The sequence below is a fragment of the Pseudomonas sivasensis genome, assembly GCF_052938085.1.
This window is the reverse complement of record NZ_CP176442.1, coordinates 1,358,019-1,371,572: the sequence shown is the minus strand read 5'-3', so window position 1 is coordinate 1,371,572 and position 13,554 is coordinate 1,358,019. Positions and strand designations below refer to the sequence as shown.

Annotated in this window: 10 protein-coding genes; 3 read left to right on the top strand and 7 right to left on the bottom strand. The window is 59.6% G+C overall.

From position 1 onward, the window contains the following. Positions 1-102 precede the first annotated feature (102 nt). A complete protein-coding gene (locus ACKZ62_RS06485; RefSeq protein WP_032886791.1) occupies positions 103-1,434 on the bottom strand; it encodes a dicarboxylate/amino acid:cation symporter in 1,332 nt (443 codons plus the stop codon). A 339-nt stretch (positions 1,435-1,773) separates the two neighbouring features. Here ACKZ62_RS06485 and ACKZ62_RS06480 point away from each other — a divergent pair, with 339 nt between their 5' ends. Beyond that, complete coding sequence (locus tag ACKZ62_RS06480; RefSeq protein ID WP_447096452.1) at positions 1,774-2,772, top strand: AraC family transcriptional regulator; 999 nt, start codon at positions 1,774-1,776, stop codon at positions 2,770-2,772. 138 nt (positions 2,773-2,910) lie between these two features. Here ACKZ62_RS06480 and ACKZ62_RS06475 read toward each other — a convergent pair whose 3' ends face one another. From ACKZ62_RS06475 to ACKZ62_RS06465, 3 genes are read right to left on the bottom strand one after another with little or no spacing between them, the layout of a single operon-like run. Further along, complete coding sequence (locus tag ACKZ62_RS06475) at positions 2,911-4,257, bottom strand: ATP-binding protein (protein ID WP_032886789.1); 1,347 nt, start codon at positions 4,255-4,257, stop codon at positions 2,911-2,913. Next, on the bottom strand, positions 4,254-4,931 hold the full coding sequence (locus ACKZ62_RS06470) for a response regulator (RefSeq protein WP_032886788.1): 678 nt from the start codon (positions 4,929-4,931) through the stop codon (positions 4,254-4,256). Before ACKZ62_RS06470 ends, ACKZ62_RS06475 begins: the two co-directional genes overlap by 4 nt. Before the next feature lie 18 nt (positions 4,932-4,949). Continuing rightward, entirely contained in the window at positions 4,950-5,258 is a 309-nt protein-coding gene (locus ACKZ62_RS06465; RefSeq protein ID WP_032886787.1) for a hypothetical protein, read from the bottom strand. 125 nt (positions 5,259-5,383) lie between these two features. On the opposite strand from ACKZ62_RS06465, the gene ACKZ62_RS06460 reads away from it, so the two are divergent. Continuing rightward, positions 5,384-6,100, top strand: coding sequence for a 4'-phosphopantetheinyl transferase family protein (locus ACKZ62_RS06460; RefSeq protein WP_447096451.1), 717 nt, complete (start codon positions 5,384-5,386; stop codon positions 6,098-6,100). 4 nt (positions 6,101-6,104) lie between these two features. Here the strand turns inward: ACKZ62_RS06460 and ACKZ62_RS06455 are convergent, their stop codons facing one another. Together ACKZ62_RS06455 and ACKZ62_RS06450 are read right to left on the bottom strand one after the other, a co-directional pair. Next, positions 6,105-7,715 (bottom strand): ATP-binding protein, encoded by a 1,611-nt coding sequence (locus tag ACKZ62_RS06455; RefSeq protein WP_032886785.1) that lies wholly within the window; start codon positions 7,713-7,715, stop codon positions 6,105-6,107. Next, a complete protein-coding gene (locus ACKZ62_RS06450; RefSeq protein ID WP_032886784.1) occupies positions 7,712-8,437 on the bottom strand; it encodes a response regulator in 726 nt (241 codons plus the stop codon). The genes ACKZ62_RS06455 and ACKZ62_RS06450 overlap by 4 nt, the downstream gene beginning before the upstream one ends. Before the next feature lie 715 nt (positions 8,438-9,152). Between ACKZ62_RS06450 and ACKZ62_RS06445 the strand changes: the two genes are divergently transcribed. After that, the gene (locus ACKZ62_RS06445; protein ID WP_032886782.1) at positions 9,153-12,047 is read left to right on the top strand and encodes a ribonucleoside-diphosphate reductase subunit alpha; all 2,895 of its coding nucleotides are present in this window, start codon (positions 9,153-9,155) and stop codon (positions 12,045-12,047) included. Between the two features lie 184 nt (positions 12,048-12,231). Here the strand turns inward: ACKZ62_RS06445 and flgE are convergent, their stop codons facing one another. After that, positions 12,232-13,536 (bottom strand): flagellar hook protein FlgE, encoded by a 1,305-nt coding sequence (gene flgE, locus ACKZ62_RS06440; RefSeq protein WP_032886780.1) that lies wholly within the window; start codon positions 13,534-13,536, stop codon positions 12,232-12,234. Between the last annotated feature and the right edge of the window lie 18 nt (positions 13,537-13,554).

Sequence of the window (13,554 nt, the reverse complement as noted above, 5' to 3'; positions counted from 1 at the left end):
AAAGCAAAGCGATTCAAAAGTGGCCGAGCAGAAACGCAAACGCCCCGAACCAGTCGGGGCGTTTGCGTATAGCTGCTAGCGTGGGCTCACGCCTTCAGCGGCTTACTTGACGACAGGTGCAGGGCCTTCGGCCACGCCCAGGTCATCGATTTCGCGGGTTTCGGAGATACCGGTACCGCCAGACGCCAGCTCGCTTTGCAGCTTGTCGGTGTCCAGTTCCTTGACCCACTTAGCCACAACGATGGTGGCAACGGCGTTACCGACCAGGTTGGTCAGTGCGCGGGCTTCGGACATGAAGCGGTCGATACCCAGGATCAGCGCCAAGCCGGCAACCGGCAGGTGGCCTACAGCCGACAAGGTTGCAGCCAAAACGATGAAGCCACTACCGGTCACGCCAGCAGCGCCTTTGGAGGACAGCAGCAGCACCAGCAGCAGAGTGATCTGGTGGGTGATGTCCATGTGGGTGTCAGTCGCTTGAGCGATGAACACGGCAGCCATGGTCAGGTAGATCGAAGTACCGTCAAGGTTGAAGGAGTAGCCAGTCGGGATTACCAGACCTACTACGGATTTCTTGGCACCCAGACGCTCCATCTTGATCAGCATGCGTGGCAGTGCGGACTCGGAGGAGGAAGTACCCAATACGATCAGCAGCTCTTCACGGATGTAGCGGATCAGCTTGATGACGCTGAAACCGTGAGCGCGGCAGATACCGCCCAGCACCACCAGCACGAACAACAGGCAAGTGATGTAGAAGCAGATCATCAGTTGGCCCAACTGCACCAGGGAACCTACACCGTAGGCACCGATGGTGAACGCCATGGCGCCCAGGGCACCAAGTGGCGCGAGCTTCATGATCATGTTGATGATGTTGAACATCACGTGGGCGAAGCGATCGATGAAGTCCAGCACCGGCTTGCCGTAGGCACCCAGGCGATGCAGGGCAAAACCGAAGATCACCGAGAACATCAGCACTTGCAGGATGTCGCCGTTGGCGAAGGCGCCGACGATGGTGTTCGGGATCACGTTAAGCAGGAAGCCTACGATGCTCTGGTCTGCGCCAGCAGTCACATAGGCAGCGACTTTGGAAGCGTCCAGGGTCGCTACGTCGATGTGCATGCCGGCGCCCGGTTGCACGACGTTCACCACGATCAGGCCGATCAACAGGGCGACGGTGGAAACGATTTCGAAGTACAGCAGCGCGTAGCCGCCGGTTTTGCCGACCGATTTCATGCTTTGCATGCCAGCGATGCCGCTGACAACGGTGCAGAAGATGATCGGGGCGATGACCATTTTGATCAGTTTGATAAACCCGTCACCCAGTGGCTTAAGGGCCACACCGGTCTGCGGGTAGAAGTGACCGAGCAAAATACCGATAACGATAGCAACGATCACCTGGAAATACAGGGATTTGTAGATTGGCTGACGAGTCGTCATTGCAAAATTCCTCAATCGTCCCGTGTGGCAAATATCCGCCATTGCCCACGACACTTGAATTGCGAACCCTCCTGCACTGGAGGGATTTGTTGTTTGCGAAGCCTGTAGGTCCAGGCCTGCGCTGTAATCCTTATCGCAAACGCCGTGCCACTTTGCTCAAAAGCCCTAAAGGCCTTTAGGCATCAGGGCTGATCGTTTTCAGACGCCTCGCCAGGCGCCAAATCGGTTGGCGAATTTCCGCCACCGCACCCAATCGCGTCCTACAATTTGGCGGATATCCGCCTTGTCGCCTTGCCAGGTGCTGACTACCATCCGCCATTCCATGGACGAGGGCCCCGCATGCGTGAACGCACCATCGCCAGTCACTACGCACGGGCCGCCCTGGGCGGAGCGCGTCGGGCCGGTTACGATTATTCGGGCTTGCTGCAACAGTTGGGCATCACCCCCGAGCAGTTGACTGAACCTCGCGCCCGCATTGCGCCGGAGCAATTTACCCGGTTGCTCCAGATGCTTTGGCTGGCGTTGGACGACGAATACCTGGGCTTTGCCGACGGTCCGAGCAAACGTGGCACTTTCGCCATGATGTGCCATGCGTTGATCCACTGCCGCACGCTGGAGAAAGCCCTGGAACGCGGCTTATTATTTTATAGCCTATTCCCACAAGGCCCGCGTTGGCAGCTCACACGGGAAGGCGAAATGGCCCGCCTGAGCCTGGATGACTCCCAACTGTGGGACCCGGATCACTTCCTCAGCGAATGCCTGCTGGTGATCTGGCACCGCCTGGGCAGTTGGCTGATCGGCCAGCGCATCCGACTGCACCAGGCCACGTTCAGCTACCCGATGCCGGCCCACTCCAGCGAATATGACCTGCTGTTCCCCTGCGACCGGGTGTTCGGTTCGCCGGACAGTAGCCTGGTGTTCCCTGCCCGCTACCTGAACATGCCGCTGCTGCAGGATGAGCGCACCCTCAAGCACTTTCTGGAGCGCTCTCCCGCTGACCTGCTGTCACGCCCGGATGAAGGCGATAGCTTGAGCAGTCAGTTGCGACGCCTACTGAGCCGCGATCGCACGCCGTGGCCGGATCTGGAAGCCGTCGCTCAGCACTTGCACATCAGCCCACAAACCCTTCGCAGGCATTTGCGCGAAGAAGGCACCAGCTTTCAGGCGCTCAAAGATGAGTTGCGGCGGGACATCGCCATCTACCATCTGGGACGGGCGGATTTGTCGTTGCAGGAGATTGCCGAGCAGTTGGGATTTTCCGAACCGTCGGCATTTCATCGGGCGTTCAAGAAGTGGACAGGGTTAACGCCGGGGGCCTATCGCGCACGGGAGATTTAGAGAGGCGTTGTGTGTGAGGGCCTCATCGGGGGCAAGCCCCCTCCCACCTTTGACTGCGTTTACAAAGTTTGATGCTTGAATAAATTCAAAATGCGGAAGAGGGCTTGCCCCCGATAGGGTCAGCCCAGCCACTGAAGATCACACAGATGGAAAGTGGATCTTGAACGCCGCGCCACCCAGCGGTGAATCTCCCAGGGTCAGTCGCGCGCCGTAGCTTTCTATGATGTCCTTGACCACCGCCAACCCAATCCCCTGCCCCGGATGCTGGCGGTCCAGCCGCTCGCCCCGTTGCAAAATCCGCGCGCGCTGATCTGGCGGCACGCCTGGTCCGTCATCTTCTATGCACAACTCAATGCCTTCGAGGTTCTCGACCAGACTAACGCGCACTTCACTCAGGCACAGCCGATAGGCGTTTTCCAGCAGGTTGCCGAGCAATTCGAGCAAGGCGCCCTTCTCGATCGGCACATCGCAGGCGTGCGGCAATTCAAAGGACACCCTGACCCCCTTGTCGCGGTAGACCTTGCCCAAGGTATCGCACAGGCTTTGCAGCACCGGCTCCAGGCGCACTTGATGGCGCACCAGGCCGCTTTTGCGCAAACTGGCGCGCTGCAACTGGTAGCTGATCTGCTGGCTCATGCGTTCGATCTGCGATTGCAGCACCCATGCCTGATCGCGGTCTTCTGGGCGCTTGGCCATGTCTTCACTCACGCCTTGCAACACGGCGAGCGGGGTTTTCAGGCTGTGAGCCAAGTCATCGAGGGAGTCGCGGTATCGCGTACGTTGTTCACGCTCACTGTGCAGCAAGCGGTTGAGGGAGCCGGTAAGGCGCAGCAATTCACGTGGGTGCTGTTCGGACAGGCTTTCGCGGGTGCCGCCTTCGATCTGGTCAAGCTCCTGACTCAGCCGCCGCAGGGCTTGAAGGCCCCAGGTCAGGCCCAGCCACAGCAACGTCAGCAGCACCAGCAACGCCGCGCCGAAGCCCAAGTAGAGGTTTTCGCGCAGGCCTTCGAGGGTCAGTTGGTATTCGCGCACCGGTTGCAGGGCGACGATACTGAACGCCGCGCTCTTGCCGCCGAGCAGCTTGACCTCCACGTCATAGACGAAGAACTCCTGGCCGTCCGCTTCGCGAATCCTGGCGAATTCATTGCCTCGCCCGTCATAGCGCGGCTTGTAGTTGATGTTTTCTTCCCGGGTAGCCCTCGAGCGCCACACCAAGTGGCCTTCGCGGTCGTAGATATAGCCGAGCAGACGGCTATCGGTCAGGTTGAAACGTTCGTCCGGCAACTGCGCAGGCATCAGCAGGCGGTTGTTTTCGACCCGCGCGGCGGAGATCAGCGTCGTCACGTCCGACGCCAGGCGCTGTTCGATGGAGTCCTGCAACGCCAGACTGAAAGCGCCCTGCATGGCCGGCAACAAGCCCAGCATGAACAACACGGCCAGGGTCGCTGCCGCCAGCATCAAACGCACACGTAACGAGCGGATCAACGGCAGCGCTCATTGAACAGGTAGCCCAGGCCACGCACGGTGTCGATCGGCTTGAACCCTGTGGGGCCTTCCAGCTTGCGGCGCAGGCGGCCGACCAAGACTTCAATGACGTTTGGATCGCGCTCGTCGTCGTCGGGGTAAAGCTGTTCCATCAAGCGGTCTTTGGCGACAACTTGCTGGTGATGGCGCATCAGGTATTCAAGGATGCGGTATTCGTAGGCGGTCAGCGCCAGTGGCTGTTCGTCGAGGGACGCTTGCTTGCGGTTGAGGTCCAGCAGCAAGGGCCCGGCAACGATAGTCGATTGGGTAAACCCGCTGGAGCGGCGCAGCAAGGCATTCATGCGCGCCTCCAACTCTTCGAACTGGAATGGTTTGACCACGTAGTCGTCAGCGCCGGCGGCCAGGCCTTCGACCTTGTCCTGCCAGTTGCCGCGCGCGGTGAGGATTAGGATCGGAAACGTTTTGGCCTGGCTGCGCAGTTGGCGGATCAGGTCCAGGCCGCCCATGCCGGGCAGGCCCAGGTCGATAATCGCCAGGTCATGGTTGAATTGACCGACCTGGTAAAGCGCCTCTTCGGCGTTGGCCACAGCTTCGACCACGTGGCCGCTGTCGGTCAGGCGGGTAAACAGGTGATGACGCAGCAGCGCCTCATCTTCCACCACCAGCAATTTCATAAGGCTCTCCAAAGCAAATCAACTGTCCGACAGGGGGACATCATAGCGGCCCTGCAGGTCTTGCGGGCGCAGTTTAATGCCATTGAACTGGCCACTCAGGTGCGCGTAACCGGTGCGGTAGGCTGGCTGTGGGGTAGCAAGGCCCAGGGACTGGCCCCAAGGCGTAGGCTGACTGCTCGCGTCTTCGAAACTGACACGTTGAATCAAGGTGCTGGTTTTCTTGGTTTTCTCGCGGCCGAATGCGGCAAAGTCACCATCAGAGGCCTGGACCCCTGCGGTGGCACTGAGCATGGTCAACGCCAACATCAGCTTTTTGATCGCAGTCATGGTGTTACCTCATACGCGTTTGGCTGTTGAGGTCAGCCTACGCAAAAGCCCCTGAACTCCCCCTGAACAGGCGGTGCGCCGCCGCGGGCTATCCTCTGGCGCCTCAACTCGGCAAAATACCGCCCATGAATCTTCTGCCCGCTTGCTGCACACCACTCGACGCCCATTGGCCACTGCCCGAACCATTACCGGGAACAGTGTTTCTCGGCACTCACTTCAACCCGGCATTGTTGGCAGCCGGTGATTTCCAACGCTGCGCAGTGCCGGCACCGGCGAGCATCCAGCGCTCAGTGGCCAAGCGCCAAGCCGAGTTTCTGGCCGGTCGCCTGTGCGCCCGCGCCGCTCTGCAACACCTCGATCAGCTTGACTGCATCCCGGCTATCGGCGAAGACCGTGCGCCGGTCTGGCCCGCGCACATCAGTGGCTCGATCACACACAGCACCGGGCATGCCGCGGCGATTGTCGGGTACAAGGCGCAATGGCGCGGGTTGGGGATGGACCTGGAAAATGTACTCACGCTGGAGCGCGCGGAGCGTCTGGCCGGGGAAATTCTGACAGCCGACGAGCTGCAGCGTATGGGCGGTGTGGCGCGAGAGCAGATTGCCCTGCTGGTGACGCTGACTTTTTCGGTCAAAGAGAGCCTGTTCAAGGCGCTTTACCCGATTGTGCACAAGCGCTTCTACTTTGAGCATGCCGAGGTGGTGGAGTGGACCGAGGCCGGGCATATAAAGCTGCGGCTGCTGACTGACTTGTCGGATGAGTGGTGCCATGGCAAAGAGTTGGTTGGGCAGTTTGCGGTGAATGATGGGCAGCTCTTGAGCCTGGTGAGCATCAGCGCCTGATAGGTCAGGTTTTATCCTGCCCCCTCGGCCAACTCAAACTGAAACACGCCCCACCCAGGTTGTTGCTCTTGCTGATCAATGCGCGCCCGCCGTGCCAATAGATAATCCGCCGTACAATCGATAAGCCCAGGCCATGGCCCCCGGACGCTCGGGTGCGGCTGTCGTCGAGCCGCAGGAAGGGTGTAAAAATACGCTCCCAGGCGTTTTCCGGCACACCGGGGCCATCGTCCTCGACATCGATTCGACAGCGCACCTGACCCACCTGATAACTGATCAGCACTTGGCTCTGCGCGTGGCGCATGGCATTGCTCACCAGATTTTGCAGGGCACGGTGTAAATAGCGGGGTTCGGCGTCGACCCAGGCGTTATCCCAGTGGGCCGATGACAAGCAGATACCCCGCGCCACAGTCACCTGTGGGCGCAGTGGCGATAATTCGCCAATCACCTGATCAAGCAACGCATCAAGGTCCACTCGCTGAAAACTCAGCTCGGGTGCGCCCTGCTCCAGCCTTGCGTAGGTGAGCATTTCATCCACCAGGCCATCGAGGTCCTGGATATCGCTGTCCATGCCTTCCAGGTACTTGCGCCGGGCCTCTGGGGTAGCAGCGTCGCCGATCATCTCCAATCCGAAGCGCAGGCGCGCTACCGGCGTGCGCAGTTCGTGGGACACCGCACGTACCAGTTCGCGCTGGATCGCCAGCAATTGCTGCAAGTGCTCGGCCATGCCATTGAAGGCCGCGGCGAGGCGACCCACCGAGTCCGCTCCCCGGGCCGGCACGCGCACTTCCAGATTCCCCTTGGCAATGCGTGTCGCGGCCGCCTCCAGGCCACGCAGCCGGCGCTCAAGCTGACGCACCAGCAGATAGACGATCAAGCCGATCAAGGTCAGGCCAATCAAAGCAATCAGGACCAGCCACTGCACCGGGTACGGGTTCATTTGATACAGCGGACCGAGTTCCAGCACCCAGGGCGTACCGACAATGCCGGAGAACACGCGGATCGAGTCGCCCCCCTTGCCCAGGGCCATCACCGTATCGCCCTCCGACACGCGGCGGCGCTGGTCGTCGTCCATATCTGCCTGGTCGAGGGTCATCAGGTGCATTTCGAACCCAAAGCCCTTGGCTTCTTTTATATCCGCCAACCTTTGCGGCTGCTCGGCCACGGGGAAGCGCACCAATTCGTCAGCCAGCAGGTAAATGGTCGCACGGGCCAGTTGTTCGCTGATCTGCTGCACCTCGCCCGTCAGCACCCATTGCTCTTTATCGCTGACCAGGCGCAGAACACGGGCGGCGTGAGGGCCGGTCTGCTGCACCAGAACCTGGCCGCGTTGCAGGCTGTTGCGCTGGCTGAGGTCCAACTGTGCGTCGGTGAGGCTGCGCAGTTCCAGGGGGATCCCCAGCAAGCGCTCCCACACCGCCAAGGCACGTTGGCGTTCGATAGCGCTCATGGGTTGCAGGTTGTCGCCCATCAAGGCAAAGGTGCCATGGGCGAGGCGCTCGCGGTATTGGCCGCTGCGCACCTCGTTAAGCAGGTGCAAGGCCAGTACGCCCAACAGCGCGACCAGGATCAGCGCCGCGCACATGCCGCCGTAGATACGCAGGAAGATCGAGTTCACAGCGACATATCGGCGGCGGCTTCAGGGACGAATAAGTAGCCTTTGCTACGAATGGTCTTGATCAGACGCGGATGGATCGGATCGTCGCCGATTTTCGGGCGAATTCGTGAGATGCGTACATCGATGGACCGGTCTTGGCCGTCATAGCCGATACCGCGCAGGGCGATAAAGATTTCTTCGCGGGACAGGATGCGCCCGGCATTCGCCACCAGCAGCCACAGCAGGTCAAATTCAGCGCTGGTAAGTTCGATACTGCCGTCGTGCAGCCAGGCTTCGCGCAGGGCGTTGTCTACCACCAACGGGCCGAATTCCAGGCGGCGCTGGTTTTCTACCGTTGCGGATTCGGCGGGCTCACTGCGCCGCAGCAGCGCCTGGATACGCGCCAGCAACAGCCGGGGGCGCACGGGTTTGCATACGTAGTCGTCGGCGCCCATGTCCAGGCCCAGCACCTGGTCCATGTCGTCGGTGCGCGCGGTAAGCATGAGGATCACGCCCTCGTAGCGCTCGCGCACCTTGCGGCAGATGCTCAGGCCATCTTCGCCGGGCAGCATCAGGTCGAGGATCACCAGGTCTGGTTGCTCGGCGATGATACGCGCTGCGGCCTGGGCGCCATCGCCTTCAACCGAAACACGCAGGCCGTTGCTTTCCAGGTACTCACGGGTCAATTCGGCCAATCGCTCGTCGTCCTCGACGATCAGGATTTGCCAGGCTTCTTGCTCCATGCGCTACCTCGATTCTAATTATTGTCATGTACGGGAAGCACAATACTGCCTCTATTGAAGGCCGATTGTAGCCATGCCCCAACCCTGGAACACAAGCCGGTAAATCCATTCGGTGATCGCGTTTTTTTGTGGTAGGGTTCGCGCCCTCAAAAATCCAACCGGCTGTTTTTATATTGGAATATTCGGTGACAAACGGCCGAATCCAGCAGTACTGCGGCCTACACGGGCGTTCCACGTTTCATACACATTTTACCCACAGCGTTATCCACAGGTCGTGCGTTGCTAAGCCCCCCAAAACGCATTATCTTGTACCTCGGCGCTAAAAAAACCCTACATGTAGGGTTTTGAGCGAAAAGACCCAACACAAGTCAGACAAGAAACTCAAGCCCTTTCTTGCTCCTGTTTGGTCGAACCCAAGCATTTTTTGAAAGCCCAAACCGCTCAAGCGGATGGCAGCCGTTTTCAAGCTCCAATAGCAGAAAACGGTACGGGTGTTGCAGTGCTTGAACCTGGCAACTGTCACCCACCAGGAATACGGCCAAGGGCATTAAAGCCCCGAACCGAAGACTTCGGCATGGAAGCGGCGCGAACAGCCCCCCTTCCTCCTGTCCCGAAGTTGTTATGCCAGGCCAACGCCTGCTGTAAGTGCTTCAGGACGGAACGGTGGGCACCGTGATGGTGCCCAAATAAATATAGAATGTGGAGACAACCCCCCATGCAAACCGACACAACTCGCGAGAACCCGCAGGGCTCCGTGCCGCTGGCAGCAGATTCGAATATGGATCTGTCCGCCACTGCACCAGGGCAACTGCGCGTGATCAAGCGTAACGGCACTGTCGTTCCTTACACCGATGACAAAATCACCGTCGCTATCACCAAAGCGTTTCTTGCAGTTGAAGGCGGCACCGCTGCCGCTTCGTCGCGCATCCACGACACCGTTGCCCGCCTGACCGAACAAGTCACCGCGACCTTCAAACGTCGTATGCCGTCGGGCGGCACTATCCACATCGAAGAAATCCAGGACCAGGTCGAACTGGCCCTGATGCGTGCCGGCGAGCAAAAAGTTGCGCGCGACTACGTGATCTACCGTGACGCCCGCTCCAAAGAGCGCGCCGTGCGCTCCCCGGCCGAAGAAGCCGCCGTACAAGCTCACCCGTCGATCCGTATCACCCTGGCCGATGGTACGTTTGCACCGCTGGACCTGGGCCGCCTGAACACCATCATCACCGAGGCCTGCGAAGGCCTGGAAGAAGTCGACGGTGACCTGATCCAGCGCGAAACCCTGAAGAACCTGTACGACGGCGTGGCCCTGACCGACGTCAACACCGCCCTGGTGATGACCGCCCGTACCCTGGTTGAACGCGAGCCGAACTACTCGTTCGTGACCGCGCGCCTGCTGATGGACACCCTGCGTGCCGAAGGCCTGGGCTTCCTGGGCGTGGCCGACAGCGCCACCCACCACGAAATGGCCGACCTGTATGCCAAGGCCCTGCCTGCCTACGTCGCCAAGGGTATCGAGTTCGAATTGCTGAACCCAATCCTGGCCACTTTCGACCTGGAAAAACTCGGCAAGGCGATCAATCACGAGCGCGACCAGCAGTTCACTTACCTGGGCCTGCAAACCCTGTACGACCGTTACTTCATCCACAAGGACGGTATCCGCTTCGAACTGCCGCAAGTGTTCTTCATGCGCGTGGCCATGGGCCTGGCGATCGAAGAGAAACACAAAGAAGACCGTGCGATCGAGTTCTACAACCTGCTGTCGTCCTTCGACTACATGTCGTCGACCCCGACGCTGTTCAACGCCGGCACCCTGCGTCCACAGCTGTCGAGCTGCTACCTGACCACCGTGCCGGATGACCTGTCGGGCATCTACCACGCGATCCACGACAACGCCATGTTGTCCAAATTCGCAGGCGGCCTGGGCAACGACTGGACGCCGGTGCGGGCCTTGGGTTCGTACATCAAGGGCACCAACGGCAAGTCCCAGGGCGTCGTACCGTTCCTGAAAGTCGTGAACGACACCGCGGTAGCGGTCAACCAGGGCGGCAAGCGCAAAGGCGCTGTGTGTGCCTACCTGGAAACCTGGCACATGGACATTGAAGAGTTCATCGAGCTGCGCAAGAACACAGGTGATGATCGTCGTCGTACCCACGACATGAACACCGCCAACTGGATCCCTGACCTGTTCATGAAGCGTGTCTTCGATGACGGCCCGTGGACCCTGTTCTCGCCATCCGAAGTGCCGGACCTGCACGACCTGACCGGCAAGGCTTTCGAAGAACGCTACGAGTATTACGAAGCCCTGTCCCAGTACCCAGGCAAGATCAAGCTGTTCAAGACCATCCAGGCCAAAGACCTGTGGCGCAAGATGCTGTCCATGCTGTTCGAAACCGGCCACCCATGGCTGACCTTCAAGGACCCATGCAACCTGCGCAGCCCGCAGCAGCACGTGGGCGTGGTTCACAGCTCGAACCTGTGCACCGAGATCACCTTGAACACCAACAAGGACGAGATCGCCGTTTGCAACCTGGGTTCGATCAACCTGCCGAACCACATCGTCAACGGCAAGCTGGACACTGCCAAGCTGGAGCGCACCGTCAACACCGCAGTTCGCATGCTCGATAACGTAATCGACATCAACTACTACTCGGTGCCACAGGCGCAGAACTCCAACTTCAAGCACCGCCCGGTTGGCCTGGGCATCATGGGCTTCCAGGACGCGCTGTACCTGCAGCACATTCCTTACGGTTCGGATGCAGCGGTCGAGTTCGCCGACAAGTCCATGGAAGCGGTCAGCTACTACGCGATCCAGGCGTCCTGCGACCTGGCCGACGAGCGCGGTGCCTACGAGACGTTCCAGGGTTCGCTGTGGTCCAAAGGCATCCTGCCGCTGGACTCGCAACAGATCCTGATCGAGCAACGTGGCCAGAAGTACATTGATGTTGACCTGGAAGAATCCCTGGACTGGGCGCCGGTACGTGCCCGCGTGCAGAAAGGTATTCGTAACTCCAACATCATGGCCATCGCACCGACCGCGACCATCGCCAACATCACCGGCGTGTCCCAGTCGATCGAACCGACCTACCAGAACCTGTATGTGAAATCGAACCTGTCGGGCGAATTCACCGTGATCAATCCGTACCTGGTTCGCGACCTCAAGGCTCGCGACCTGTGGGACTCGGTCATGATCAACGACCTGAAGTACTACGACGGTTCCGTGCAGCAGATCGAGCGCATCCCGCAAGAACTCAAAGAGCTCTATGCGACCGCCTTCGAAGTGGACACCAAGTGGATCGTTGACGCCGCTAGCCGTCGTCAGAAGTGGATCGACCAGGCTCAGTCCCTGAACCTGTACATCGCTGGCGCTTCGGGCAAGAAGCTGGACGTGACCTACCGCATGGCTTGGTACCGTGGCCTGAAAACCACTTACTACCTCCGTGCCCTGGCCGCAACCAGCACCGAGAAGTCGACCATCAACACCGGTAAGCTGAACGCTGTATCCAGCGGCAACCATGGTGATGACTCGGTACTCGCTGCTCCAGCCGGTCCGGCACCCGTGCCAAAGGCCTGCGCGATTGATGAGCCGGATTGCGAAGCTTGCCAATAAGCTGAGCAGGTAAGCGCCCAATAGCGCTTACTCGAAACCCCCGATCAACCCTCTGGGCTGGTCGGGGGTTTTCTTTTGCCTGCGGTTTGATCGCTCTCACCCGTGGGGACCGTTTCAAACACACTTTTCTTACATCCACAAAAAAGCCCCTCTCACGAGGGGCTTCTTGTGGAGCATTACCGCATCAGGTCATCTGAATGATGGTCTGCATGATGGTGCTCTGGGTGGAGATGGTCTTGGCGTTCGCCTGATAGTTGCTCTGGGCCTTGATCAGGTCTACCAGCTCGTTGGTCAGGTTGACGTTGGAGTTCTCCAGGGAGTTGGCCACAATCGAACCCAGGGTCCCGGATTGCGGGGTGTCGTAACCCGGCTGGCCCGAGGAGAAGGTCTCTCTCCAAGCGGTACTGCCCGCAGGCTGCAGGCCCTGTTCGTTGTTGAAGCTGGCCAGGGAGATCTGGCCAATGGCCTTGCTCTGCTGGTTGCTGAACGTGGCGAACATGACGCCGTTGCCGTCGATTTTCAGGCCGGTGATCTGGCCGGTGGCGTAGCCGTCGGTAGTCGGTGGGTTGCGGTAGCTGGCAGAGTTGTACTGGGTGATATTGCCCATATTCACGGCAATTGGCCCGGCGGTCGCTTCGTTTGGCGTCCAATTGCCATCGGTCACCGATCCTGGGACCCAGCCAGTGAGCGTCAATGTCTTGCTGCTCACGCCACCGGTAACAACATCTTTAAGCTTACCGGCACCATCAAAAGTGATGGTCGATGGCACAGGTGCAGTGGTGCCGGTCGTTGTCGGCTTGGAACCATCCAGGTTACGACCATCGATCAACGTGTAGGCATTCCATTCGTTGGCGTCGGTTTTCACCATGTACTGCACCATGGCGTGCGAGTTGCCTTGGGAGTCGTACAAGGTGGTGCTGTACTGAGTGGTAAAGGTGGTGGTGTCGCTTGGGTTGAACGGCTTGTCGGTCTGATTGATCACCGGCTCCGACGAGTTCAGGTTACTGGTGGAATCCACTTTGGTGGACGCCTTCGGCGGCAGGTAAGACAAGTTCAGTTGCAGGTCGGTCAAGCCACCCTTGATGATCTTGCCGTCTTCATCCGCTGCGTAGCCTTGCAGGCGCGAGGTGCCGGTGTTGTTGGTGATATAGCCGTCTTTGTCGGCACGGAACGCACCACTACGGGTGTATTCCAGCGAACCGTCGCTGCCCTTCTGCACGAAGAAGCCACCGCCCTGGATCGCCATGTCCAGCACGCCGCCGCTGTTGTTGACGTCACCTTGGGTGAACTGCTGGGACACCGCCGCCAGGTTCACACCATTGCCGATGCTGTTCTGGCCGGTGCCCAATTTGGACGCGGCGTAGATGTCGGCGAATTCCGCACGGGACGACTTGAAGCCAGTGGTCGCGACGTTGGCGATGTTGTTGCCAGTCACGTCCAATTGTTTGTTGGCCGCATAGAGGCCGCTAAGGCCGATATTAAAAGACATGTTTCTCTCCCTCTGCCG

Coding starts and splice junctions, on each gene's coding strand:
- ACKZ62_RS06470 (WP_032886788.1), bottom strand. CDS start 4,931: ATGAAATTGCTGGTGGTGGAAGATGAGGCGCTGCTGCGTCATCACCTG.
- ACKZ62_RS06465 (WP_032886787.1), bottom strand. CDS start 5,258: ATGACTGCGATCAAAAAGCTGATGTTGGCGTTGACCATGCTCAGTGCC.
- flgE (WP_032886780.1), bottom strand. CDS start 13,536: ATGTCTTTTAATATCGGCCTTAGCGGCCTCTATGCGGCCAACAAACAA.
- ACKZ62_RS06450 (WP_032886784.1), bottom strand. CDS start 8,437: ATGGAGCAAGAAGCCTGGCAAATCCTGATCGTCGAGGACGACGAGCGA.
- ACKZ62_RS06480 (WP_447096452.1), top strand. CDS start 1,774: ATGCGTGAACGCACCATCGCCAGTCACTACGCACGGGCCGCCCTGGGC.
- ACKZ62_RS06445 (WP_032886782.1), top strand. CDS start 9,153: ATGCAAACCGACACAACTCGCGAGAACCCGCAGGGCTCCGTGCCGCTG.
- ACKZ62_RS06485 (WP_032886791.1), bottom strand. CDS start 1,434: ATGACGACTCGTCAGCCAATCTACAAATCCCTGTATTTCCAGGTGATC.
- ACKZ62_RS06460 (WP_447096451.1), top strand. CDS start 5,384: ATGAATCTTCTGCCCGCTTGCTGCACACCACTCGACGCCCATTGGCCA.